Here is a 23,580-nt window from a genome sequence, read left to right as displayed (position 1 = left end):
AGTGTTGGCCGAATAAGCTTGCTATGACGCGCCCATGGCCATTAGCGAACTTATCACCAGCCCAGAAGATGCACGCCAACGTGGCGCCTATCCGAGCATTTTCAAACCCTTGGTCACGACCGAAGGGCTGCTGTTCCGCCTGCCCATTTCCAGCCGCGTACTTACGCCAGTACAGCTCTCAAAGCTCAGCGAGATTTTGCTCCCCCTAGGCGCCGCCCGCGTTGGCATCTGTTCGCGCGGCACTTTAGAGGTTTCCAGCATCTCGCCAGAGGTTTTCACCCCCGCTATACGCGATGCAATTGTGGCAACCGCCGAGGTCGAACCAGCATTCTTCGTCGACCATAGTCCCCTATTCGGGCTCGACCCAACTGAAGACCCAGCCACTGCCCGTCTCGTCACACTTTTAAAAGAGCGCACTGCGCCTCTCGCCGCCCGCCTCGGCAATACGGTTCACCTCATCGTTGATGGCAGGGGTGCCATCACACTCGATGGTCTCGATGCAGATGTGTGCGTGACGGCACAAGGTAATGATCTCTGGGCCGTCACCATTGGCGGCGGCAAACCGCAAACCGTCGATTTCGATACTGCGGTGTCGACAACTCTGGCTCTTCTCAGCGCCCTCGCCGCACTCGGCCCCGAGGCCTGCGCCAGCGATCTCTTCGTGCCATATTCCAACAAGACAGCGTCTACAAAGTCTCCGCGCTTGGGTCGCATTGGCCTGCTCGGCGGAGGCACCAGCTTTGCGCTGAGCCTTCCCAAAGACGGTCTGCCGGCATCCGCGCTACAAAAGCTCGCCCAAGCGGCCAGCTCGGCATATGTCCCTGCCCTTCGTCTCGCGCCTCATTCTGTGCTGATGATCGACAGCGCTAGCGATGCAATCATTGCTTCTGCCCGGGAGTCGGGTCTTGTTTGAACACGCGGCCGCAAAGCTCAAGTGGGACCTGGATGAGGTGAAAACCTTGGATCTCCGCGACCAAGATGTAGAAACAGCCCTCAGCGCGGTCGCACCGGGCACGCGCCTGATCCTTGCCCTTGGCGAGAGCAGCGATAGCCAAAAGCTCGCAGCACTTCTCACCGCCAATGGCTATGGCCGTTCGATCCTCACCATTATCGAAAACCTCGGCCAGGGCGACGAGCAATTGCGCTCGCAAATGGCCGAGTTCTTTATGCTCGCTGATGTCGGCCGAAATGCCATTTGCGCCGTCAGCGTTGTCGCCGTGCCGCAAGGTGCACCAATAAGCACTGCCACGCCGGGGCCTTGGGGCTAACCGAGCGTCGGCTTATGCGTTAGCGTCGCTTTCCACGCAGCTTCACCACTTGACTGCAGCCGCGCCGCCGTCAAAGCCGCATTGGTCTCAAGACGCGTGACATCGGAACCGCGCAGTGAGGCGCGGATGGTGTCGAAAATGATCGGGTGCAGATTAAGTACGCCGCCGATATAGCCCACCGGCTTAGTGCCGACCCGCGAAATAAGCGCCTCGCCCAAAGCGGCAAGTTCTTGCCCAGCTCGCACGAGAATACCCCGTGCAATCTCATCGCCCTCATCGGCCGCCCGCACCACGCCGACGGCCAATTGGCCAATCCGGCCACGGTCCCCAGCATAGACAAAGCTGCGAACAAACTCCCAGCCCTGCCCGCCTACAAGCTCGAACATGTGTTTACCAAGCGGGCTCGCTTCAGCCGTAGGACCGAGCCGGTCGATCTGGCGATAGAGCGCATCAAGCGCACGTAGTGCAATCCAGCTGCCCGACCCGCCATCATCGATGAGGATGCCTCGGCCACCAACGCGAATATTGGGTGCGTCACCTGCCGCAATATGCACCCCAATCGAGCCGGTGCCGGCAGAGATGAGGTGCCCCTCACCCGGCGCGAAAGCACCCATATAGGCCAGCACAATATCGTCGATCAGCACTATAGCGTCGCTGGGCAGCGCAAAAATGCCAGAGACCAGCACCAGCATATCGTCGCGCACTGCCGAGCCAAAGCCGGTCATACCGACCGTCAGCGACTGAACCGCATATCCAGCAGCCAACACCTCGGCAGCGATAGCTTCAAAGGCGGCCGTGATCCGTAGCTTTTCAGCTGGGTTGAACAGATGCGCCGTTGCACCGGAAGTTTTGCCCTGCGCTACTTCAACACCGGTTTCATTCACGGCAACCCAGCGGCTTGCCGTGCCGCCAATATCAAGCCCGAGGTGCACCGCAGTGCTCATTTGGGGACGCCTTGGGAAACAAAGGCTCGGGTAATTTCGCGCGGATTGGTAATCATGGTGCCGACAACAACTGCGTGAGCGCCAGCGCTAAAGGCGCGCTGAACGAGGTCAGGTGTGTTGTAGCGCCCCTCGGCAATCACCGGAAGCGTTTGCTGGGCCGCTAATGTTTCGAGCAGCAGATAGTCTGGCTCAGTTGGCTTAGGCTGGGTGTATTCGGTGTAACCAGAAAGCGTGGTGGCGAGATAAGTCGCCCCCCAATCTGCGGCTTTCAGTCCCTCATCCACCGTGGAAATATCGGCAAAGACCTCGGCACCTAACTCGTCCCGAATTCGACGGATGAGAACACTAGGATGTTCGCCATGACGCGGGCGCTCGGTACAATCGAGCGCCACCACCTCCGCCCCTGCCGCAACGATAGCCGCAGCGGCCTCGAAGTTAGGAGTGATGTAGACCGGGCGGTCGTCTGCAAACACTTTGTGAATGCCGATCACCGGCAGACCCGCAGCTTTGACAGCCGCAATATCGGCCGGGCCATTGGCTCGCACCGCGACAGCACCACCGTCGCGAGCAGCAAGCGCCATAGCGCCCATGAAGTGAGGCCCGTGAAGCGGATTATCCGCACGCGCCTGGCAAGAAACGATGAGGCCTTTTGGTAGGTGCACTTATTTAACCGCGCCTGAAGTCATGCCAGCGATGAACTGCTTGGACAGAATGATGTAGATCAGAATGATCGGCGCAGCGGAGAGAGTCAGCCCCGCAAAGAGCACGCCCCAATCGGTCGTGTACTCGCCCATAAAGGTGGTGAGACCCTGCGGCAGGGTTTTCAGATCGTCATTCTGGATAAAGACCAGCGGGAAGAAGAAGTCATTCCAGATTGGCACGACGTTCTGAATGGCAGCGATCACCATTGCCGGACGCACCAGAGGCAGCATGATCGACCACATGATCCGCGCTTCCGATGCGCCATCCATACGGGCGGCGTCTTCCAGCTCATTGGGCAGAGTACGGATGAAGCCGGTCATTATGAAAATTGTCGTCGGCAGGCCCATCGCCGTATAGACGAAGATCAGTGAGAGCTGATTGTTGAGGATCTGCAGATCACGCAAAAGCATGAAAAGCGGAATGATCGCTAGCTTCAGCGGCAGGGTCAGACCCGCGAGGAAAAACATCAGAATAAAGGTCAAGCCTTTGAACTGATAACGCCCCAGCGCATAAGCGGCCATAGTGCCGAGCGTCAGAATCAGCGCCATGGACGAGCCGGTGACGATGAACGAGTTCATCAGATAGCGCAGGAAATTGGTCTGCGTCCAAATCTTCATAAAGTTGGCGATCTGCCCAAAGTCCGGCAGAGCATAAGGCGACTTGAAGATTTCCGGCGTCGTCTTAAACGCCGAAAAGACCATGATGACGATCGGCCCGAGCATGATGATGGTGTTGGCGATCAGAATGACCTGCAACAGACCATCACGCCCCAAGGTGCCGAGCAGGCCCTTACGCTGATAGAATTTGTTATCGGCAGCAGCGGAAGCAGAGGTCATATCTGGATCTCACGAGCGCGCAGGCGGGTGGTGATGACAGCAGCCACGACCGCAATAAAGACGAAGATGAGCACAGCCAGCGCACTGCCAAGGCCAAAGTCCTGTTGACCGGCAGAGACGTTGCCGAAGGCGGTTCGGTAGAAGTAGAGGCCGAGCACGTCCGAGGAACCGAACGGCGACCCATCAAGGCCTGCCATGATGTAGGGCAGCTCGAACCAGTTGAATGCGCCCACGAAGAGCAAGGTGAAAACGATTGTCGCGGATGGCGCGACCAGCGGCCACACGACCTTGGTGATCTTCACCCATTCGCTCTCGGTTTCCATGCGGACGGCGTCAAGGATTTCGCCCGGAATGCGCTGCATGCCCGCAAGGAAGACGAGCGTTGGGAAACCAACCATATGCCATGCCTGCGCGACAATGATCGACCACAGGGCCGTGCCCGACTGGCCGAGCCAGGGTTGTGCCAACCAGCCCAATCCTACCGACTTCAGCGTCAAATTCACCACGCCGAACATTGGATGGTAGAAGAGCTTGAAGAGGTAAGCCACGATAATGGTCGAGAGCACCACGGGCAGGAAGACGGCGATCCGGTGGAAGCGGGCGCCGGGCAGTTCACGCCATAGCGCATAGGCGAGGATGAAGCCCAAGCCGTTCTGCAGCACCATCAGCGCGAAGAATACTATGACGTTGTTCTTGAAGGCATTCATTGTCCAGCTGCGGTAAGGCTCGACGAAGAGCACCGTGTGGAAGTTCTCAAGACCAACGAAGTCGCCGCGCTTCAGCCCCTGCCAATCAAAGAAGGAATAGGCGAAGGCGGACAGAATTGGATAGACGATAAAGAGCGCCACGAAAGCCAGCGGCGGCACAATCAGCATGGTGATCCAGAGACCGCGACCGGTCATACGGAGTTGAGGCATTTTGGTGCTCGCTTGGGCTTAATAGTCAGGCTCTATGCGCTGGCCTTGCCTCCCCCGACCAGCGGGAGAGGAAGGGCAGGTGCATGCCGATGCACCGAGGCACAGCCTCGGTGCGAGGGATCAAGAGTTACTTCTTGAACGGTTCATACCAAGCAGCCAGACCGGTGGTGAGCGCTTCACCAATAGCTTCCGGAGTGGTTTCGCCCGAGAACAGCTTCTGCATTTCGCCCTGGATCAGGACCGAACCCGAAGGTTCGCCAAAGCGGAAGTGTGCCAGCATCAGGTAAGGAATCGAGTTCTGGTTAAGCTCGTTGATTTCAGCCAGATCTTCGGTTTCGAACTTCACGCCTGGAACAGCCGAAAGGGTCTTCAGCTCATCAGCCATAGCCTGACCGAATTCGGTCGAAGCGAGGTAGTTGAGGAACTTGAAGGATGCTTCCTTGTTCTTGCCAGCTTCGTTGATGGCATAGCCACCGTCGAAGTAAATGGCGACGAGCTTTTCGTCGTCAGCGGCCTTGCCCGGAGCGGCGAACATGCCGGTCTGGATGTCTGGGTTCATGGTCTTGAAGGTCGAGAGTTCATACGAACCACCGACGAACATTGCCGCCATGCCCGAAGCGAAGAGCTGCTGCATCGACGGATAGTCGAGACCGATGAAGCCTTCTGGGAAGTAATCCTTAGCGAGGGCTGCGATATCGCCGAGCGCGCCAGTGAAGCGTGGATCGTTGAAATCGGTAGTACCAGCGACCAGCTCGTCATAGAAAGCGCGACCGAACAGGGTCGAACCAAGACCGAATGTGACGGTTTCGTTCTGCCAAGCAGTTGCGGTGCCGTTGGCGAATGGAATAACACCAGCGTCCTTGAGCTTTTGCGAAGCGGCAATCAGCTCTTCCCAAGTGGTCGGCTCAGCAATGCCGTGCTGGTCGAAGATCGCCTTGTTGTAGATGACGAGCTGGGTCTGCGATGCGAATGGGATCGCATACAGAGTGCCGTCAGCGCGCATCGATTCAGCCTTGAGAGCGGCTGGATTGAAGTTGGCAATCGCAGGAACGTTCTCAACGGTCAGCGGCTCAAGATAGCCACCTACGGCGAGGTTTTCGAGGCCACCATAGGCACGAACCTGAGCAATATCAGGACCGGTGCCGCCAGCCAGAGCGGTGGCGAGAATGGTGTTGTAGTTCGTTGCTTCGAAAGTTTCGAACTTGACGGTGATGCCTGGGTTGGCTGCTTCGAAGGTCTTGATAAAGCCTTCGTACGCAGCCTTGTCTTCCTGACGCCACGACCAGAAGCTGAGTTCCTGAGCGAAAGATGGGGCAGCAATCAACATGGCGGCAAGTGCCGAACCGATGCGGAGCATATTGGTCTTCATGAGTTTTCCCTCCTCTTGAAATTGACCTACTGAAAATTCTGTGGTCGGGGGCTAGAGCCTCCGACCATCCTCGGCAGAAAACAGATGTGCAGAACCGGCTACAACCGAAACAGTCACGGCGGTGTCAGGTTCGTACAGGTCATCCGGGCCAGTGCGGGCAGCCAGAAGCGTGCCATCAGCTAGGCGGACATAAACATAGGCGTTGTCGCCTAGGTATTCGGTGTAAACCACGTGGGCAGCAAAGCCTCCCGAGGTGATATCGCGGCTGAGAGTAACTGCGTCAGAGCGCAGGCCCAACTTGAATGTATTGCCCTCTGGCAGCGCTCCAACGAAGACGGAACCGCCATTGCCGGCAAGCTCAAGCTTATCCCCGTCCCGCACAACATCCACTAAGGTCATGCGCGGGGAACCGATAAAGGTCGCAACGAAGGTATTGGCTGGAGTTTCATATAGCTCGCGCGGGGAGCCGACTTGTTCGATACGACCGGCGTTCATGACCACGATCTTATCGGCGAGCGTCATCGCTTCAACCTGATCGTGGGTCACGTAAATCATTGTGCCGCCAATCTGGCGATGTAGACGAGCGATCTCGAGGCGAACTTCGGAGCGCAGCGCCGCGTCAAGGTTAGAAAGTGGCTCATCGAGCAGGAAGACGCTTGGCTTACGCACCAAGGCGCGACCAATAGCGACGCGCTGACGCTGACCACCCGAGAGTTCGCGCGGCCTACGCTTCAAGAGCGGCTCAAGGCGCAGCATGCGGGCAGCTTCAGCAATACGGCTTTCGACTTCTTCTTTGCTTAGCCCCATGAGGCGCGCGCCAAAGGCCATGTTCTCGTAAACATCCATATGCGGGTAGAGCGCATAGGACTGGAACACCATGGCGATGCCGCGCTTGGACGGGGGCACGTCATTCATCAACTGACCGTTGAGATAGAAGTCGCCACCGGTGAGCGGATCGAGACCAGCGATCAAACGCAGGAGTGTCGACTTACCGCAGCCTGAGGGGCCAACAAAGACGACAAATTCTTTGTCGCCAATTTCAAGATCGACGCCATGCAAGACGTCAACGCTTCGGAAGCTTTTCTTGATGCCACGTAGCGAAAGTTGAGCCACGTTAAATCTCCCCTACACCTCAGAAAGACTTCCCGGGTCTTTCAACGTCCTACTTAGGACATGTGATCTTGGAATAGTAAATTCCACAAACCCACATGTGTCAAGAATATAAAATTACAACTCAGACGACGAATTCCGACAGTTCAGACTTTAAGGATCGTCACGGCTGACTCGCTGCCCAGAATGTAATCGGTCGATCCTGGCTGGCGGCGTAACAGCAGGATGAAAAGCATATCTGTGAGAATGAATTGGGCGTCGCGCGAGGTTATCGCTGACGAGCGCACGCGTTCTTCATCACCCACCGTAAAGAGGTGAATATCGGCCAGATCGATCAGTGGGTTCGGCTGCAGGCCGGTCACCGAAATGACCGTTGCACCGCGTTTCTTGGCAACTTCCGCCGTGCGCAGTGTTTCCAAGCTACGGCCGGAATGGGATAGCGCCACAAAGACATCGTCCTTTGTGAGATTGGCCGCGTTCACAAGCTGAATATGGGTGTCGTTGTCGAGCATAACGACACGTCCAAGCTTCATCAGCTTGTAAGAAAAGTCCCGCGCCACAAGGGAGGACGCGCCAACACCGCTGAGTTGAATGCGGTTGGCGCCATGCAAAGCCTCAAGCGCCAAATCAATGGTTTGCTCGGAGTTTGCGGCTGTGGTTTCACGCATAGACAGAAGCTTAGAGCCGATCAGCTTCTGCAAAATAGTCATGTAGTTATCGGCAGAATCGATCGAACCGTGGATGACGCCACCGGGCGCCTGCCATTCCATCGCCTTGGCTTTGTTCACCGCCAACTTGAGCTGCTGATAACCGGAATAGCCGAGCTTCTGGCTGAACTTGACGACCGCCGATTGGCTACGCCCCGTTGCCTCCGCTAAGCCTGAAGAGGATAGCGCCAACATCTGTTCAGGCTGGTCTATAATGAATTGTGCGATCTGCCGATCAGCCTGCGTTAACGTGTCCAAATGGGCACTTAACAACCTGAGAACTGACATGCTCGCTCCCCACGATCATCGTTTCCACATATGGAATACATAATTCCAAGTTTGATTGACAGCCGGAATATTCGCTCCTAGCATCAAATCAATCCATGAGTGAAGGCACGATGTCCAAAAGCACCCTAATTGCAGAACTTGAGCACCTCGTGTCGGAAGCTCGCAATCCGGAAACCATGCAGATCGACTTGATGTCGACCGAGCAGATTCTTGCCGCGATGAACGCGCAGGACGCAAAGGTTGCGGAAGCTGTACGACACGAACTCCCACAGATCGCCCAAGCCGTTGATCGCATTGTTGATGCGTTCCGCAAGGGCGGGCGCCTGATCTATATGGGCGCAGGCACTTCGGGCCGTCTTGGTGTTCTCGACGCCTCTGAATGTCCACCAACCTTCGGCGTGCCGGACACTATGGTGGTTGGCATTATCGCGGGTGGTGACACTGCCCTGCGTTATCCCATCGAAGGCGCGGAAGACGATCGCAGCGAAGGTCAGCGCGATCTCGTTCGTGTGAACGCCACTGCCAATGATGTTGTAGTCGGCATCGCCGTCAGCGGCCGTACCCCTTATGTCATCGGCGCGCTGGATTATGCCAAGTCGCTCGGTGCCGTAACCGTTTCGCTCACCTGCAATCCGAATTCGCCAATCGCCAACATGGCTGACATCGCGATCTCGCCGCTGGTTGGCCCAGAATCATTGACCGGTTCGACCCGTCTCAAGTCGGGCACCGCGCAGAAGCTCGTGCTCAACATGCTGACAACCGCCAGCATGATCCGTATCGGCAAGTCCTATGAAAACCTCATGGTCGACGTGTCAGTGAGCAATGAAAAGCTGGCCGCCCGTGCGGTGCGCATCATCGGTGAAGTGACCGGCCTCGATACTGCCGAAGCTGAAATTTATCTCGACCGTTCAGGCAATAACGTTAAGCTCGCTATTCTCATGGCCCTTACTGGCCTCGATAAGGATGCGGCGACAACTGCTCTGACAAGTGCAGATGGCTTCCTTCGTCGCGCTGTCAGCGAGAACAAGGCGGACTGAAATGGACCTTCTGGTCAACCTCTATAGTCGCAAACTAGAAGAGCTTGGCGAGCGCACTACGGGTGTGGAGGCGACCATTCGGGTCGCCCTGCCCCCGGAAATGCATATTATTCAGAATTGGGTGCGTGAGCATTTTTCTGAATACTGGGTCAGTGAACTGACAGTGGCCATGGCGCATCAGCCGCCAGGGTGCCTCGTAGCTATTGTTGACGGCAAGCTCGTCGGCTTTGCTTGCTACGATGCGACCGCCAAGGGCTTTTTTGGGCCAACCGGCGTTGACGAAAGCCAGCGCGGCAAAGGCATTGGCCTCGCGCTATTCCATCGCACACTCGTCGCCATGAAAGCCCAAGGCTACGCCTATGCGGTGATTGGCTCGGCTGGACCGATCGATTTCTATAAAAATGCGGTAGGCGCCCTACCCATCCCCTCTGACAACGAAGACATTTACCAAGGGCTGCTTCGGATTAAGAAGCCGCTCGTCGAGGACTAGTATCTATGTCGACCTCAACTCCACTCGCACTTTTCGTTGGCATGCCCAGCCCTGAGTTGTCGGAAAATGAGGTCGCGTTTTTCAAAGATGCCAACCCGTTTGGCCTGTTTCTGTTCAAGCGCAATGTACAGAACAATGACCAGGTTCGCCGCCTCGTCGCCCAGTTCCGCGAAGCTGTTGGGCGCGACAATGCTCCGGTCTATATCGATCAGGAAGGCGGGCGCGTGCAGCGCCTCGACAATGGCAACTGGCCCCTATTCCGCCCGCTTGGTCATTTCGGCCAGTTGGCAAAAATAGATTTGGACCTTGCCAAGCATGCGCTGCGTCAATCCCATCTTGCGATGGGCTCGATGATGAGTGAAATGCATATCGGCTCCGGAACGGCCCCCGTGGTCGACCTCGCCCGCGCCGGAACGCACGCCATCATTTCCTCACGCACGTTCAGCTCCGATCCGGAAATGGTCGCCACTCTTGGGCGCGTTGCCATCGATGCCCTGCTCGAAACTGGCTCTATGCCGATCATGAAACATGTCCCCGGCTATGGCCGTGTTGAGGTCGATCCACACCACGATCTTCCCGTGGTGCATGCCGATGTGGCCGATCTCATGGGTACAGACTTCCTGCCCTTCATGCGCCTCAAGGACACGCCTTGGGCCATGGTCGCGCATCTGATTTTCACCAAGATTGACCCAGAGCTACCGGCGTCAATCTCGCCGAAAGTCTGTGATCTCATCCGCAATACTCTCGGCTATGACGGCGTTCTGACCACCGACTGCCTCACCATGGACGCCCTCTCGGGCACATGGGACAGTCGCGTCACTGCCGCGCTCAATGCCGGTTACGATATCGCCCTTCACAGTCAGGGCGACCTTTCTCAAAGCGAAGCTGCATGCAAAGCTGCTCGTCCGTTGAGCGAGGTAAGTCTGAAGCGCATTGCTCGCGCCGAAGCCAGACTGGGGACTACTCGCGTGGACGTACAAGCGCTCCATGCCGAGGTTGAAGAAATTTTCAGGGAGAGTGGCATCGCCTAAAGCGAGCCGCCAAACAAGGAGACTGAAAATGAAGAAGCTCATGCTTCTCGCGGCAACGTCCGCAGCAGTGTTGACCATGGCTGCGCCTGCTTTTGCGCAGAACGTGCTGACCATCTCGTCGGAACAGACGACAACCTTTGTTCGCAACTTCAATCCATTCGGTCAGACATCTGCCCGCTTCACCACGCTCCACTTCATGTATGAGCCGTTGGTGGTGTTTAATCGCCTTAACGGCAACGAGCCGCACTTCCGTCTTGCCGAAAGCTTTGAGCTGGCTGACGATCTGATGTCGATAACCTTCACCTTGCGTGAAGGCCTCAAGTGGTCGGACGGTGAAGCCCTCACTGCTGACGACATCATCTTCACCTATGACTATATCGCCAAGTTCCCGGCTCTCGATTTTATATCGGTCACCCAGCAGCTGAACTCGGTTGAAAAGGTCGATGATCGCACCGTTCGCTTCAACCTCAAGGAAGCCAACTCGCTGATCGCCAACACCATCGTCGACATGCCGATCGTGCCAGAACACATCTGGGCATCTATTGAAGATCCGGTGACCTTCGCCAATGAAACCCCCGTGGCTTCCGGTCCAATGACCGAAATCACCCGTTTCACCCCGAACGTCTACGAACAGTGCCGTAACCCGCACTATTGGGACAATGACAACCTTGCCGTTGACTGCCTGCGCATGCCGCAGCTGGCCGACAACCCGCAGGTTCTCGCGGCTCTCGCTGAAGGGTCGCTCGACTGGGCAACCAGCTTCATACCGGACATCGACAACACCTTTGTTGCCAAGGACCCGGAACACCACAAATATTGGTTCACCCCATCGAGCCTCGTCTCGCTGCAAATGAGCCAGGTGTCGCCGGACGAGAACGCTCGTAAGGCTTACACCGACGTCAACTTCCGTCGTGCGCTGAGCATGATCATTGACCGTCAGACCATTGTCGACATCGCTGGCTATGGCTACCCGCTGGTCAATGGCGATCCATCGGGCCTAGGCGAACTCTATGCTTCCTTCGGCAATCCCGAAGTGAAGGCACAGTTCGGCCAGTATGGCGAATTCAACTATGAGGCTGGCGTCGCTCTTCTGGACGAAGCTGGTTATGTCGACGCCGACAAGGATGGCTTCCGTGACAATCCGGATGGCTCCAAGCTCGAAATCGACTTCATGGTTCCAAACGGTTGGACCGACTGGATCGATGCCGTGCAGATCTCTATGGAGACCATGCAGCAGGCTGGCCTCAACGTGAAAATGAGCACGCCAGAAGCCGCAGTGTGGACCTCGGCGCTGATCTCGGGTGAATACTCGATGACGCTGAACGCGCTGGCTTCTGCCGCTGATCCGTACTTCCCATACATCCGTTCGTACAACCCGGACGATTTCGGCAAGTCGCGCTTCACCGCGCCACACTGGTCGAGCGAAGAAGTGTCCAAGCTCCTGTCTGAATACAAGCAGAGCAAGGACCCGTCTGCGCGTAAGACTGCGATGGACAAGATTCAGCTGATCATCGCTGAAGCCCTGCCAATCGTGCCGCTCTACAACAGCCCGTCGTTCTACGAATACAACACCAAGCGCTTCACGGGTTGGGCAGATGCCGAAAATCCGAAGTACTCGCCTGTTGTCTCGAACGCCAATCCGGCGCGTGTTCTGCAGCTGCTCGACCTCGACCCCGTCGCTCAGTAATCACCACTAAAAGGGAGGGCGTTGAACAACGCTCTCCCCACCCCGCGGCGGTACGCGCGGGACAGAGAAGGGATTACAGCTGATGGCTTTCCTGCTTCGGCGCCTCGCATTCTATTTCGCCGCCTTTATCGTTGCTGCGACAATCAATTTCTTCCTGCCGCGCCTTATGCCCGGCGATCCTATCCAGATCATGTTTGCGAGCGCGGGTTCTGAACTCAGCCTCGAAAATCTGAACGCTCTGAAGCTGACATTTGGCTTCATCGATGCGCCGATTGGCGAGCAATATCTGGCCTATCTCAAGAGCGTGTTCACCGGCGATCTCGGCCGCTCAATCAAGTTCTTCCCCCTGCCCGTGACCGAGCTGCTGATGCGCGCTCTGGTCTGGACGCTTGGGCTAATGGGCCTCGCCACCATTTTGTCGTTCGCGCTGGGCACTTTCCTCGGCGTTATGGCCGCCTGGCGTCGTGGCACGATATTCGACTCCTTTGTGTCCCTGCTGGCGATTTTCGCCAGCTCGGTTCCGGCCGTTGTGGTGTCGCTGGTGATGCTGTTCATCTTTGGCTACACGCTCACGTGGTTCCCCAATGGCTATGCTGCAGACCCTATGCTCGATCCCGCCTTCAGCGGCGAGTATATCTGGAGCGTCATTCGGCACGGAACGCTGCCGCTGCTGACCATGCTGTTTGTCATGACCGGCGGCTTCGCCGTGACCATGCGCAACAATATGATCAATCTGCTCGGTGAAGATTACATCGTCATGGGTCGCGCAAAGGGCCTGTCCGACAATCGCGTCATGATCTGGTACGCGGCGCGTAACGCGCTCCTGCCGACCGTGTCGAGCCTTGCCATTGCGCTCGGGACTGTGCTCGGTGGCGCGCTGGTGGTGGAGGTGGTGTTCAACTACCCCGGCCTCGGCAACACGCTCTACCAAGCAATTCTGGCTCGCGACTATCCTGTCATCCAAGGGCAGTTGCTGATCATGACCGCCGCAATGCTGGTCTCCAATTTTGTCGTCGATCTGAGCTATGTCCTGCTCGATCCGCGCTTGAAGAAGGCGTAAGTCATGGACCTGCTCAACCAACTCAAACACAACAAGAAAGCCGTGATTGGGCTTTCGCTGCTGTTTCTGATCATCCTTGTCGCGATCTTTGCGCCGTTCCTGACGGAATACAGCCCAACCCAGCGCGTTGGCCGTCCGCACCAGCCGCCTTCTGCGGACCACTGGCTGGGCACAACCCGCCTTGGGCATGACGTGTTCACCCGCCTGATCTATGGCGCCCGCGTTTCGCTCGCCGTGGGCTTTGGCGCGGGTCTGCTCATCACCGTAATCGGCACCGTTCTGGGCATTGTTGCGGGATATAAAGGCGGTGTGGTCGATGAAGTGATCAACTTCTTCACCAACATGGTCCTCGTCGTCCCGAACCTGCCACTGCTGCTGGTTCTGGCCGCCTTCATTGGCCAGGCGAGCCCACTGGTTATCGCGCTCATCCTAGGCTTCACCTCTTGGGCCTGGGGCGTGCGCGTCACCCGTTCGGAAACCCTTTCCATTCGCCAACGCGACTACGTCAAATCTGCCGAAATGCTCGGCGAACCGGCATGGCGTATCATGGCGCTCGAGATATTCCCGAACCTGATCTCCATTGTTGGCATCAACTTCATCGGCTCGGTTATTTACGCCGTCATCACCGAAGCAACCCTCGAATTCCTCGGCCTTGGCGATCCGAATACCGTCTCTTGGGGCATCATGTTGTTCAACGCGCAGAACGCTTCAGCGCTCTCGGTTGGCGCGTGGTGGGATCTGCTGTCGCCCTGCTTTGCTCTGGCAGTGCTTGGCCTCAGCTTGGCGCTCATTAACTTCGCCATCGACGAGATCGCCAATCCGCGTCTGCGCACCGGGGGCATGCTGACACGTTGGACCAAAATGGTCCGTCTTGGAGAGGGCAAGCTATGACCGATCCCGTCCTCTCAGTTCGCAACCTAAACATCGACTATATCGGCGCGGACAAGAATTTCAGCGCCGTGAAAGACGTCAGCTTCGACATCGCACCGGGCGAGTTTTTTGGCCTCGCTGGCGAGTCCGGCTGCGGCAAGAGCACGATCGCTTTTGCCATTAGCCGTCTGCACCGTCCCCCGGCCCTGATCCGTAAGGGCAGTGAGATTATCGTTGGCGGCCGCGATGTGCTGCAGCTCAACGACAAGGAGCTAAAAAGCTTCCGTTGGCGCGAAGTGGCCATGGTGTTCCAGAGCGCGATGAACTCGCTCAATCCGGTTTTGACCATCGCAGACCAGTTCTACGATGTGCTGAAAACTCACACCAAGGTCACCCGCGTCGAAGCCCATGAGCGGGCAGCAGAACTGTTGAAGTTGGTCGACATCTCGCCGGATCGTCTCGACGCATACCCGCACCAATGTTCGGGCGGCATGCGCCAACGTATTGTTATTGCTATCTGCCTGTCGCTCAATCCAAAGCTGCTGATCATGGATGAGCCAACGACAGCGCTCGACGTGGTGGTGCAGCGCGAAATCCTCCAGCGCATCGACGTGCTACGCAAACGCTTGGGCTTCTCCGTCCTGTTCATCACCCATGACCTGGGTCTGATGGTGCAGGTCAGCGATCGCATTGGCATTATGCTCAATGGCGAGATGGTCGAATGCAACGACAGCCAGACGATCTATAATTCGCCCCAGCACGACTACGCCAAGAAACTCTGGGCCTCGATGCCCAAGCTCCATGGCGAGCAAATCCGCCCGGAGGCATCGGCATGAGCCAGTCACCCGTTCTCGCCCTCGACAATGTCTCAAAAGTCTTCGGTCGGGCCACCAATCCGGTCTATGCCGCACGCTCGGTCAGCTTTGGCCTTCATGCCGGTCGCACCCTCGCCCTGGTGGGCGAAAGCGGCTCCGGCAAGACCACGGCTGCACGCCTCATCATGCGAGAGTATACGCCAGACGAGGGCCAGTTGATGTTCAATGGTCAGCCGCTCGGCAAGGCCAATACCAAGGCCCTCAAAGACTATCGCGCTTCGGTGCAGATGGTGTTTCAGGACCCATTCTCGTCGCTGAACCCAACGCATACGATTTTCTATCATCTCGAACGCCCGCTCAAACTGCATCAGAAGCAGCTCAATAAGGCGCAGCGCCAAGAGAAGGTCGAAGAGCTGCTGCGGCGCGTCCGCCTCGACCCCGAACTGGTGATGAAGAAGTATCCGCACGAGCTTTCGGGCGGTCAGCGTCAGCGTATTTCGATTGCCCGCGCCTTGGCAGTGAACCCCAAGGTCATCGTCGCGGATGAGCCAACGTCTATGCTCGACGTATCAGTGCGTCTCGGCGTTCTGAACCTACTTAACGATATGAAAAAGAACGATAATCTCGCTCTTCTTTATATCACCCACGACATCGCCACTGCCCGTTTTGTGGCCGAGGACATCATGGTGATGTACGCAGGGCAGATTGTTGAATGGGGCGCAACGGACAGCGTGCTGACCAATCCGCAGCACCCCTATACCCGCCTCTTGTTGGCGGCAGTGCCGGACCCGGACCGACGTTTCGATGCGGCGCAACCAGGTGAGCTAGAGCAGATCGAAGACATTCGTCGTCGCTCTGCCTTGCCCCAAGTTAACATTCACCAGATTGCCGGGAACCACTTCATCCGCCCGATGGCGGAGTGAGTTTAGGAACGCGCGGGGGAAACCTCGCGCGTTGCTTGTTCGGCGAGGATCGCCGTCAGCACGCAGATCAGTGCGTAGTAATTGGTGAGGGTTAGAATGCCGAACATGGCATTAGTCAGCCCCATTACGAAATATCCCGAAACCATCATGAGTGCATATGCAATGAGTGCAGGACCTTGAGTGGTCATGCGGACACGCCAGGCTTCTGCAATTGGGGCCAGCATAAGAAGTGCGAAGGCAACAAGACCGACGACACCCGCGCTGGCGAGGAAGTCAATAATGTCGTTATGGAGATGCGGAACCGGGGCATAGGGGATATCGCCAAAGCGTTCTGCCGCACCCTGGAAATTGAGCGGACCATGACCAAAGATCGGGCGCTCAAGAAAGGCGCCCCAACCACCGATGATCATCTGAACGCGCTCATAATTCTGCGACCCGGGCGGGACACCATTGGCAAGCATGGTTTGAACATCAACTAGTATGCGCTGAATTCCAGAAACCTGTGTGCCACCAAAGGCTATTCCGGCAACTCCCATTACGAACACAGCGGCGGCGCTGATGAATACTGCACGTCGAGGTAGCACGTTGAGCGCGCCAGCCGCGATGTATCCAGTTGCGAGCATTGCGGGGATGGTGATGATGGCACCGCGCGAACCCGACATGAGCACCGCGACGCAACCAAAAACAGTTCCACCCAGATAAAACCAGCGTCGACGATCAGCCCGCAGCAAAACTGCCACTATCGGGATAAAACCCACGAGCAAGGCAACATCGGCAAAGTGGATTGGATTTGCGACACTCTCCCCCGCACGAATTGTACCCGTGTGAAGATAATCAGAAATAGTTACCACCATTGCAGCGGCTGCGCCCATAGTCGCCAACACCGCCGGCCAAGTGAGGTGCCAACGCTCGGACTGCACTTTTTGGGCTGCAATCGCCAATGGAAAAATGGTCAGGATGGGCGCGAAATAAATCAGGCCGATCAAACCATCGATGGAGCCGTGACCAAAACCATAGGCGATGGCGATCAGCGCAAACGCTACCAATGGCATCCAGATAACGGGTCTGTGCCATTCGCTGGCAAGCTTGGGCAGAGTGAGGAGCAGCGCCAGTCCACTGATGCTGAGATAGGCGATATTGCCCACTTCCGGATTGAAGGGAGCAACAAAGAGCATTGCTGCTAGCGCCAAAAGGAGCAGTATAAAGCTCGGGTTCAACATCACACTCCTACTAGCCACTTTAACGCTCCTGCCCTTGGCACAAGTTTGGCCGTTGGTATAGGGCGAGCGGCCGTTCGTACATGTGGTCTGTGGATCAGCCACGCCCTACGAATGGCATTGTAGTGGCCATTACGGTCATGGTGAGTACATTTGCGTCTAGGGGCAAATTTGCCATGTAGCTCACGGCCTTAGCGACGTGTTCGACGTCCATTGTTGGCTCAACCATGGTCTGGCCATTGGGCTGTAAAATGCCGGTGGTCATGGCTTTGGTCATGTCGGTCTGGGCGTTGCCGATATCGATTTGGCCAACCGCAATGTTGAAGGCGCGACCGTCTAGCGAGGAAGCCTTGGTCAGGCCGGAAATCGCATGTTTTGTAGCGGTATAGGGCGAGGAGTTCGGGCGGGGCGTTGTGGCTGAGATGGAGCCATTGTTGATGATCCGGCCGCCCTGTGGGGACTGCGCTTTGAACTGCTTAAAGGCGAACTGGGTGCAGAAAAATGCCCCGTCTAGGTTAGCCGAAACGACATTGTGCCACTGTTCTTTTGTCAAATCTTCCAATGGGATAGGTGGCGCGCCCATGCCGGCGTTGTTGACCAGAAGATCAAGCTGGCCCCAATGGGTGATGACGGTTTGGAAGGCCGCTTCGACGGCGTCACGGTCGCCGATGTCGACTGGTACGGAGAGAGTCTGCTGGCCACTCGGGTCGAGTTCGTGCGCGGCATCGTCTAGGACGGCCAGGCGGCGGCCGAACAGGGCGACGGAAAAACCATCTGCGAGCAAGGACTTAACGATTGCCTTGCCGATCCCTGTTCCGCCACCAGTGACGATTGCAACCTTGGTCATGACGCCCTCCCGTTTTCGCTCAAAGCCATATTCCACGGTTCCGGTTTTGTGTCTCTAGTCTTGTAACCCTTGGGCGTTTGAGTGGCATTTGGCTGGCATTTATGGGCCTGTGGGTGGGCCTTCACTTGGCACTTTGGTGCATTTTTGGGGCCATCGCGTCGCATTCACATCGCAGCGCCGTTTCAGTGTAATTGAACGGCGCTCCGGGTGGAAAATGAACGGCCCATTTTCAAGAATCCAAGACGGAATGAAAATCGGCACAACCCGCACTATTGTGTTGTTTGAGGCTGACGGCACACCCAAGGCAGGTTAGTTTTGGCCAACCCAAGTTCATGCTGAGAGTGTATCGTGCTCACTATTGAAACGCCGACCCCCGTTGTCGATCTCGACCGTGTTGATGCCAATCTGACCAAGATGCAGGCTTATGCCGATGCGCACGGGTTGAAACTGCGCCCGCATATTAAGACGCATAAGATCGTACAGCTGGCGAAACGCCAATTGGAGCTCGGCGCTGTCGGCATCACCTGCCAGAAATTGCAGGAAGCCGAAGTGATGGCGGATGCGGGGATCACCGATATTCTGATCTCCTATCCGCAGATCGGGTCGTTTAAAGCAGCACGCCTGGCTGAACTGGCAAAGCGCGCGGACATGACCGTCGCCGTTGATAGTGTCGAGGGCATTGAGACCGCCGCTGCTGCTGCCGAGGTCGCGGGAAAGCCGATCAAGATTCTCGTTGAGTTCGATAGCGGCATGAAGCGCACGGGCGTGCAGACCGTGGAACAGGCCACGGCTTTGGCGGTCGCGGTTGCGGCGGAGAAGAACCTTGTTCTCGAAGGTCTCATGACCTACCCGACCACGGAGCAGACCGCGCCCTTCGTGGCGGAGGCTAAAAAGCAGTTCGCGGACAAGGGCCTTGAAATTCGCACGGTCTCGAGCGGCGGCACGCCGAGCGCTTTCCAGACCCACAAGAGCGCGGGCGTGACCGAATTACGCGTCGGCACGTATATTTTCAATGACCGCATGATGATGGAAGTGGGCGCGGCAACGCTTGAAGACACCGCTTTGCATCTTTACGCGACAGTCGTCAGCCGCCCGACGGAAGACCGCGCGATTATCGATGCTGGCAGCAAGACGTTCACCAGCGACATGGCAGGCGGCAATGCCAAGGGGCATGGCTTGGTGCTGGGCTACCCTGACGCGATTATTGAACGCATTAGCGAAGAGCATGGGATGCTCGACGTTTCGGCTTGCGCGACAAAACCGGTGGTTGGCGAAGTGCTGGAAATTGTACCGAACCACGTCTGTCCGGTTGTGAACCTGCATGACCGCCTCACGATTGTGCAAGGCGGCCAGGTGATTGGTGAGTGGAAGGTGGATGCACGAGGGCTGACGCGCTAAGCGTCAGCGACCGCGCAGGACCTCATCCACAAAGCGCAGATTGCCTGCGGTTAGACCGGCGTCGACAGGAATGGTGACGCCGGTGACGCCCGATGCAGCATCGGAAATCAGGAACAGCGCGGCATTAGCCACTTCGGTTGGGCTGACCATGCGGCCCAAAGGATAGTGCGGCAGCACATTGTCCAGAAGCGTACCATCGGCCGCGAGGCGATGATCCCAAGCCGGAGTGCGAACGGAACCGGGGGCAACGGTGTTGGCGCGCACATTCTTCTCGCCATATTCAACAGCAATGCCCTTGGCATAGGCAACAAGGCCAGCCTTCGCCGCCGAATAAGCCGGGTTGCCGTAATGGCCTAGTGCGTTGACCGAGGTGACAAAGACAATGCTGCCCTTGTTGGCCGAGGCCATGGCTTCGGTGATCGGGTCAACCAGCGCATAAGCGCCGTTGAGATTGATCGCCATCTCGCTGGCCCAGACATCATCATTGAGATGACCGAAGTGTTCAGCGCGGGTGAAGCCTGCATTGGCGACCACGCCATCAAGCGGGCCGTTGGCTTCCAGATAGGCGGAGATGGCGGCGCGCGTGGCTTTGGCATCGGCCTGATCGAACAGGACCGAACCTGCAATTGGCAGGCCCTCTAGATCTGCGGCGGTGCGGTCTGCACCGATGACCTTGGCACCAGCATCGGCAAAAACCTGCACCAGCGTGCGGCCAATGCCGCCACCAGCGCCAGAAATCAGAACGGTTTTGCCATCAAGGCGAAACGGCGATTGGGACATGGGAGACGTCTCGGTTTAACTTATGGGCCTTTATAGGCGATGCAGTCGATTTCGACCTTGCAGTCGACCATCATGTGGCTCTGAACGGCGGAGCGCGCTGGCGGGTGTTCGCCAAAATAGCTCTTGTAAACCGCGTTAAAGCTCCAGAAGTCGCGCGGGTCATCGAGCCAGACGCCACACTTGACGACATGCTCAAGGCCGTAGCCCGCTTCTTCGAGGATCGCGATGAGGTTCTTGATGGTCAGATGGGTCTGTTCGACAATCCCATGCCCAACAATTTCGCCATCTTTCATCGACACTTGGCCAGAGACAAAGAGGAAGCCATTGGCTTCAACAGCGCGGGCAAATGGCAAGTTTTGGCCACCAGCGCCTGCTTTCTCGGCTCCATAACGCTTGATCGGCATTCTGCACCTCCAAAACACGGGTTTTATGTAACGGAATTTCGTTATTGAAGGCAGCATAACGGCAATTTCGCATCTGCGGCGATAAAATCGAACTCAGAATGTAAATTTCTTACGTGATCAGCGCAAAAACATGGTGTAGCGTTTGAGGACCTCAGCGCGACCAAAGTTTGGATAGAAAATTGCGCCTCTTCACTGCGGCCCTAGCGACCGAAACAAACACTTTTTCTCCCATCGCCGTCGATAAGCGCGCTTTCGAAGCATCACTTTATGCAAAACCGGGTGAGCACCCGGCGACGCCTACACTGTGCAGCGCACCGATCACTGTTGGCCGTGAAGTGTGTGCGCGCGAAGGCTGGACGCTGATTGAGGGCTCGGCCAGTTGGGCAGACCCAGCTGGCATGGTGGCGCGCGCCACCTACGAAGAACTGCGCGACGAAATTCTGGAGCAGATCAAAGTTGCCCTGCCGCTCGACGGTCTGGTGCTTGGCCTCCACGGCGCGATGGTGGCGCAGGGCTATGACGACCCGGAAGGCGATTTCCTCTTCCGTGTGCGCGAAATCGTTGGGCCAGACGTGCTGATCTGCGCCGAGCTTGATCCGCATAGCCACCTCACCGCCAAGCGTGCGGCGCAGGCCAATTTCTTCGTCTACTTCAAAGAATTCCCGCACACTGATTTCGTTGATCGCGCGCGAGACCTTTGGGACATCGCGGTGAAGGCGCTCAAGGGCGAAGTCACGCCCCATATGAGCATTTTCGATTGCCGCATGATCGATGTGTTCCCAACCTCAAAGCAGCCGATGCGCGGCATTGTTGACCGCATGATGGAGATGGAAAAGACCATTCCGGGTCTGCTCTCGCTCTCGGTGGTGCATGGTTTTATGGCTGGCGACGTTCCGGAAATGGGCACCAAGGTTGTCGCCATCACCGACAATAATCCTGCCCTCGGCGCAGAACTGACCGAAAAGATCGGCCGCGAACTGTTCGATCTGCGGGGCACATTTATGGTGGCGCAGGTGGATGAGAAGACTGCGGTCGATCAGGCGCTGGCAGCGACCGCGTTTCCGGTGGTGATTGCCGACGTTTGGGACAATCCGGGTGGTGGCACTTCGGGCGACGCGACTGTGCTCTTGGAAGAATTCATAGCGCGTGGCGCAACTGGGCTCGCAGTCGGCACGATCTGGGACCCGATTGCGGTGCAGATTTGCTTTGCGGCTGGCGAAGGCGCGGAAATCCCGCTGCGCTTTGGCGCGAAGTCGGCGCCGTTTACCGGCAGTCCGGTGGATCGCACGGTGCTGGTGAAAAAGCTGGTGCGCAATGCCGAGATGAAGTTTGGCGATAGCCTGGCGCCGTTTGGCGATAGCGTGTGGATCCAGTTCGATGGGATCGATGTGATCCTCAACTCAACCCGTGCGCAGAGCTTTGATCCGAGCCTTTATTCGGTGATGGGGATTGATCCGACCCAGCAGAAGTATCTGCTGATCAAGTCGACCAATCATTTCTACGACAGTTTTTCAAAAATCGCGTCGCAGATCATTTATTGCTCGGCAGGCAAGCCCTATCCGAACAAGCCAGCGGAGACCAACTACCGCAAGGCACGCAAGGATATTTGGCCAATGGTGGCCAATCCTTGGGCGTAAGCAGAAGTTTTATTGAGTTGAGAAGCGGGGTTTTGGCCCCGCTTTTTTTGTTTTTGGGGGGAGTTCTCGGGGATGGGAAGGCCCCCTCACCCGGCCCTCTGGGCCGACCTCTCCCCCAGAGGGAGAGGTGAAGAGGTGTGCTCGCGTGGCGCCGGCATGGGCTGGCTTGGCGGACGATCTGGTTCGTCGCGGGCACGGTCTGGATCACCCGATCAAATCGGGTGATGACGGGGTGGAGGGGTGTGGGGAAAGTTGTGGGGGCTGAAGGCCCCCTCACCCGGCCTGCGGCCGACCTCTCCCCCAGAGGGAGAGGTAAGAAAGGGAGAGGTGAGAAAGAGACGGGTAAGGAGCGTTAGTCGCCTAGCGGTTGGGCGTCGTCGCCGTCGCGGTGGATGACCAACTGGTGCTTAATGCGGCGCATGCTGACGACGGCTTGCGGGCCGAGGCGGGCGGCGACGGTCTGGGAGAGAATGTCGAGCACGGCCAGGAAGGAGTAGCGGCTCGGCGTGGGGCGGAGAATGTCCTGATTTTCACGCCAGGTTACAGGCACGAAAATGTCGGCCTGCGCGGCCATGGGGGAATTGGCACGGGTGAGCACTACGCAGGTCGCGCCGTATTCCTTGGCCACCGAGATCGCATTGACCAGCGGCATGTTATTGCCCGAGAGCGAAAAGGCGACGACCACGCTTTCCGCTGGAGCGGAGGCAGCCCGCATCATCTGCATTTGATGGTCAACCGAGGATGCCACCTTAAGACCCAGCCGGAAGAAGCGGGCTTCGGTTTCCGTGGCCAGCATGGAGGAGGCGCCGCCAGAGCCAAAGGTCATGACGAAACTGGCCCGCACGATGGCTTCGGCCGCGCTATCGATGGCATCGAAATCGCAGGTCTCGAAGGTGTCGTACACCGTCGATTGAATGCCGTTGATGACGCCCTGGGCGATTTCGCGCACGCTGGATGGACCAGACGAGGGCGCAAAATAGCGCTGACCGACGAAGCGGGACTGTGCCAGACGGACTTTAAAATCGGCGTAGCTGTCGCAGCCGAGGCGGCGGCAGAAACGTGTCACCGTTGGCGGCGACACGTCAGCTTGGGCGGCCAAGTCCACGATGGACATTTTGAGAGCGCCATCGACGTCTGCAAGAACGATATCCGTCAACACGCGCTCTGAGCGTGTGAAGCTATCCTTCTCGGTCTGTAGCATTCCCACTAGGTCCAGCATGAACTTACCCCGCTAATGTCGTAG

General features: G+C 57.3%; 24 protein-coding genes. 12 read left to right on the top strand and 12 right to left on the bottom strand.

Annotated elements, in window-relative coordinates:
- Positions 1-34 precede the first annotated feature (34 nt).
- Together JHC09_RS07305 and JHC09_RS07300 are read left to right on the top strand one after the other, a co-directional pair.
- On the top strand, positions 35-913 hold the full coding sequence (locus JHC09_RS07305) for a hypothetical protein (RefSeq protein WP_199531387.1): 879 nt from the start codon (positions 35-37) through the stop codon (positions 911-913).
- A complete protein-coding gene (locus tag JHC09_RS07300) occupies positions 906-1,268 on the top strand; it encodes a hypothetical protein (RefSeq protein ID WP_199531386.1) in 363 nt (120 codons plus the stop codon). The genes JHC09_RS07305 and JHC09_RS07300 overlap by 8 nt, the downstream gene beginning before the upstream one ends.
- Here JHC09_RS07300 and JHC09_RS07295 read toward each other — a convergent pair.
- The 7 genes from JHC09_RS07295 to JHC09_RS07265 form a co-directional block, all read right to left on the bottom strand.
- Entirely contained in the window at positions 1,265-2,212 is a 948-nt protein-coding gene (locus JHC09_RS07295) for a BadF/BadG/BcrA/BcrD ATPase family protein (protein WP_199531385.1), read from the bottom strand. The two genes, JHC09_RS07300 and JHC09_RS07295, sit on opposite strands and share 4 nt — an antisense overlap.
- Positions 2,209-2,874, bottom strand: a complete 666-nt coding sequence (locus tag JHC09_RS07290; RefSeq protein WP_199531384.1) for an N-acetylmannosamine-6-phosphate 2-epimerase — start codon at positions 2,872-2,874, stop codon at positions 2,209-2,211. Before JHC09_RS07290 ends, JHC09_RS07295 begins: the two co-directional genes overlap by 4 nt.
- Positions 2,875-3,750: a carbohydrate ABC transporter permease gene (locus JHC09_RS07285; RefSeq protein WP_199531383.1), complete on the bottom strand. Its 876-nt coding sequence runs from the start codon at positions 3,748-3,750 to the stop codon at positions 2,875-2,877. It abuts the gene before it with no gap.
- A complete protein-coding gene (locus JHC09_RS07280) occupies positions 3,747-4,667 on the bottom strand; it encodes a sugar ABC transporter permease (protein ID WP_169194589.1) in 921 nt (306 codons plus the stop codon). Before JHC09_RS07280 ends, JHC09_RS07285 begins: the two co-directional genes overlap by 4 nt.
- Positions 4,668-4,794: 127 nt before the next feature.
- A complete protein-coding gene (locus JHC09_RS07275) occupies positions 4,795-6,036 on the bottom strand; it encodes an extracellular solute-binding protein (protein ID WP_199531382.1) in 1,242 nt (413 codons plus the stop codon).
- Positions 6,037-6,087: 51 nt separating this feature from the next.
- Positions 6,088-7,149, bottom strand: coding sequence for an ABC transporter ATP-binding protein (locus tag JHC09_RS07270; protein ID WP_199531381.1), 1,062 nt, complete (start codon positions 7,147-7,149; stop codon positions 6,088-6,090).
- Positions 7,150-7,292: 143 nt separating this feature from the next.
- Positions 7,293-8,141: a MurR/RpiR family transcriptional regulator gene (locus JHC09_RS07265; RefSeq protein ID WP_199531380.1), complete on the bottom strand. Its 849-nt coding sequence runs from the start codon at positions 8,139-8,141 to the stop codon at positions 7,293-7,295.
- Between the two features lie 110 nt (positions 8,142-8,251).
- Here JHC09_RS07265 and murQ point away from each other — a divergent pair, with 110 nt between their 5' ends.
- From murQ to JHC09_RS07225, 8 genes are all read left to right on the top strand, one after another.
- Complete coding sequence (murQ, locus tag JHC09_RS07260) at positions 8,252-9,178, top strand: N-acetylmuramic acid 6-phosphate etherase (protein ID WP_169194585.1); 927 nt, start codon at positions 8,252-8,254, stop codon at positions 9,176-9,178.
- A gap of 1 nt (position 9,179) precedes the next feature.
- Positions 9,180-9,668, top strand: a complete 489-nt coding sequence (locus JHC09_RS07255; RefSeq protein WP_169194584.1) for a GNAT family N-acetyltransferase — start codon at positions 9,180-9,182, stop codon at positions 9,666-9,668.
- A 5-nt stretch (positions 9,669-9,673) separates the two neighbouring features.
- Entirely contained in the window at positions 9,674-10,699 is a 1,026-nt protein-coding gene (locus JHC09_RS07250) for a glycoside hydrolase family 3 protein (protein ID WP_199531379.1), read from the top strand.
- Between the two features lie 28 nt (positions 10,700-10,727).
- Entirely contained in the window at positions 10,728-12,386 is a 1,659-nt protein-coding gene (locus JHC09_RS07245; RefSeq protein WP_199531378.1) for an ABC transporter substrate-binding protein, read from the top strand.
- An 82-nt stretch (positions 12,387-12,468) separates the two neighbouring features.
- Entirely contained in the window at positions 12,469-13,446 is a 978-nt protein-coding gene (locus JHC09_RS07240) for an ABC transporter permease (RefSeq protein WP_199531377.1), read from the top strand.
- A 3-nt stretch (positions 13,447-13,449) separates the two neighbouring features.
- Complete coding sequence (locus JHC09_RS07235) at positions 13,450-14,337, top strand: ABC transporter permease (protein ID WP_199531376.1); 888 nt, start codon at positions 13,450-13,452, stop codon at positions 14,335-14,337.
- A complete protein-coding gene (locus JHC09_RS07230) occupies positions 14,334-15,152 on the top strand; it encodes an ABC transporter ATP-binding protein (RefSeq protein ID WP_199531375.1) in 819 nt (272 codons plus the stop codon). The genes JHC09_RS07235 and JHC09_RS07230 overlap by 4 nt, the downstream gene beginning before the upstream one ends.
- A complete protein-coding gene (locus tag JHC09_RS07225; protein WP_199531374.1) occupies positions 15,149-16,054 on the top strand; it encodes an ATP-binding cassette domain-containing protein in 906 nt (301 codons plus the stop codon). The genes JHC09_RS07230 and JHC09_RS07225 overlap by 4 nt, the downstream gene beginning before the upstream one ends.
- Before the next feature lie 2 nt (positions 16,055-16,056).
- Here JHC09_RS07225 and JHC09_RS16890 read toward each other — a convergent pair whose 3' ends face one another.
- A complete protein-coding gene (locus JHC09_RS16890) occupies positions 16,057-17,292 on the bottom strand; it encodes an O-antigen ligase family protein (RefSeq protein WP_199531373.1) in 1,236 nt (411 codons plus the stop codon).
- Positions 17,293-17,368: 76 nt separating this feature from the next.
- Complete coding sequence (locus JHC09_RS07215) at positions 17,369-18,118, bottom strand: SDR family oxidoreductase (RefSeq protein WP_199531372.1); 750 nt, start codon at positions 18,116-18,118, stop codon at positions 17,369-17,371.
- 348 nt (positions 18,119-18,466) lie between these two features.
- Between JHC09_RS07215 and JHC09_RS07210 the strand changes: the two genes are divergently transcribed.
- Positions 18,467-19,516 carry a D-TA family PLP-dependent enzyme gene (locus JHC09_RS07210; RefSeq protein ID WP_349236522.1) on the top strand — a complete coding sequence of 350 codons (1,050 nt, stop codon included), beginning with the start codon at positions 18,467-18,469 and terminating at the stop codon, positions 19,514-19,516.
- 3 nt (positions 19,517-19,519) lie between these two features.
- Here JHC09_RS07210 and JHC09_RS07205 read toward each other — a convergent pair whose 3' ends face one another.
- Together JHC09_RS07205 and JHC09_RS07200 are read right to left on the bottom strand one after the other, a co-directional pair.
- Positions 19,520-20,296, bottom strand: coding sequence for an SDR family oxidoreductase (locus JHC09_RS07205; protein ID WP_169194576.1), 777 nt, complete (start codon positions 20,294-20,296; stop codon positions 19,520-19,522).
- A gap of 20 nt (positions 20,297-20,316) precedes the next feature.
- Positions 20,317-20,700, bottom strand: coding sequence for a RidA family protein (locus tag JHC09_RS07200; RefSeq protein ID WP_169194575.1), 384 nt, complete (start codon positions 20,698-20,700; stop codon positions 20,317-20,319).
- A 179-nt stretch (positions 20,701-20,879) separates the two neighbouring features.
- On the opposite strand from JHC09_RS07200, the gene JHC09_RS07195 reads away from it, so the two are divergent.
- A complete protein-coding gene (locus JHC09_RS07195; RefSeq protein WP_199531371.1) occupies positions 20,880-22,337 on the top strand; it encodes a M81 family metallopeptidase in 1,458 nt (485 codons plus the stop codon).
- A gap of 352 nt (positions 22,338-22,689) precedes the next feature.
- On the opposite strand, the gene JHC09_RS07190 is transcribed toward JHC09_RS07195, so the two are convergent.
- Positions 22,690-23,538, bottom strand: coding sequence for a MurR/RpiR family transcriptional regulator (locus tag JHC09_RS07190; protein ID WP_169194573.1), 849 nt, complete (start codon positions 23,536-23,538; stop codon positions 22,690-22,692).
- Positions 23,539-23,580 lie beyond the last annotated feature (42 nt).

It is taken from the genome of Devosia sp. MC532, assembly GCF_016461625.1.
Lineage (GTDB): Bacteria > Pseudomonadota > Alphaproteobacteria > Rhizobiales > Devosiaceae > Devosia.
The sequence above is the reverse complement of the archived record's forward strand: the minus strand, read 5'-3'. Positions and strand labels throughout refer to the sequence as shown.

Bases quoted from the DNA above. Each gene is read 5' to 3' on its own strand.
- JHC09_RS07305 (WP_199531387.1), top strand. From the start codon at position 35: ATGGCCATTAGCGAACTTATCACCAGCCCAGAAGATGCACGCCAACGT.
- JHC09_RS07295 (WP_199531385.1), bottom strand. From the start codon at position 2,212: ATGAGCACTGCGGTGCACCTCGGGCTTGATATTGGCGGCACGGCAAGC.
- JHC09_RS07285 (WP_199531383.1), bottom strand. From the start codon at position 3,750: ATGACCTCTGCTTCCGCTGCTGCCGATAACAAATTCTATCAGCGTAAG.
- JHC09_RS07280 (WP_169194589.1), bottom strand. From the start codon at position 4,667: ATGCCTCAACTCCGTATGACCGGTCGCGGTCTCTGGATCACCATGCTG.
- JHC09_RS07275 (WP_199531382.1), bottom strand. From the start codon at position 6,036: ATGAAGACCAATATGCTCCGCATCGGTTCGGCACTTGCCGCCATGTTG.
- JHC09_RS07265 (WP_199531380.1), bottom strand. From the start codon at position 8,141: ATGTCAGTTCTCAGGTTGTTAAGTGCCCATTTGGACACGTTAACGCAG.
- murQ (WP_169194585.1), top strand. From the start codon at position 8,252: ATGTCCAAAAGCACCCTAATTGCAGAACTTGAGCACCTCGTGTCGGAA.
- JHC09_RS07255 (WP_169194584.1), top strand. From the start codon at position 9,180: ATGGACCTTCTGGTCAACCTCTATAGTCGCAAACTAGAAGAGCTTGGC.
- JHC09_RS07250 (WP_199531379.1), top strand. From the start codon at position 9,674: ATGTCGACCTCAACTCCACTCGCACTTTTCGTTGGCATGCCCAGCCCT.
- JHC09_RS07245 (WP_199531378.1), top strand. From the start codon at position 10,728: ATGAAGAAGCTCATGCTTCTCGCGGCAACGTCCGCAGCAGTGTTGACC.
- JHC09_RS07240 (WP_199531377.1), top strand. From the start codon at position 12,469: ATGGCTTTCCTGCTTCGGCGCCTCGCATTCTATTTCGCCGCCTTTATC.
- JHC09_RS07235 (WP_199531376.1), top strand. From the start codon at position 13,450: ATGGACCTGCTCAACCAACTCAAACACAACAAGAAAGCCGTGATTGGG.
- JHC09_RS07230 (WP_199531375.1), top strand. From the start codon at position 14,334: ATGACCGATCCCGTCCTCTCAGTTCGCAACCTAAACATCGACTATATC.
- JHC09_RS07225 (WP_199531374.1), top strand. From the start codon at position 15,149: ATGAGCCAGTCACCCGTTCTCGCCCTCGACAATGTCTCAAAAGTCTTC.
- JHC09_RS07215 (WP_199531372.1), bottom strand. From the start codon at position 18,118: ATGACCAAGGTTGCAATCGTCACTGGTGGCGGAACAGGGATCGGCAAG.
- JHC09_RS07205 (WP_169194576.1), bottom strand. From the start codon at position 20,296: ATGTCCCAATCGCCGTTTCGCCTTGATGGCAAAACCGTTCTGATTTCT.
- JHC09_RS07200 (WP_169194575.1), bottom strand. From the start codon at position 20,700: ATGCCGATCAAGCGTTATGGAGCCGAGAAAGCAGGCGCTGGTGGCCAA.
- JHC09_RS07190 (WP_169194573.1), bottom strand. From the start codon at position 23,538: ATGCTACAGACCGAGAAGGATAGCTTCACACGCTCAGAGCGCGTGTTG.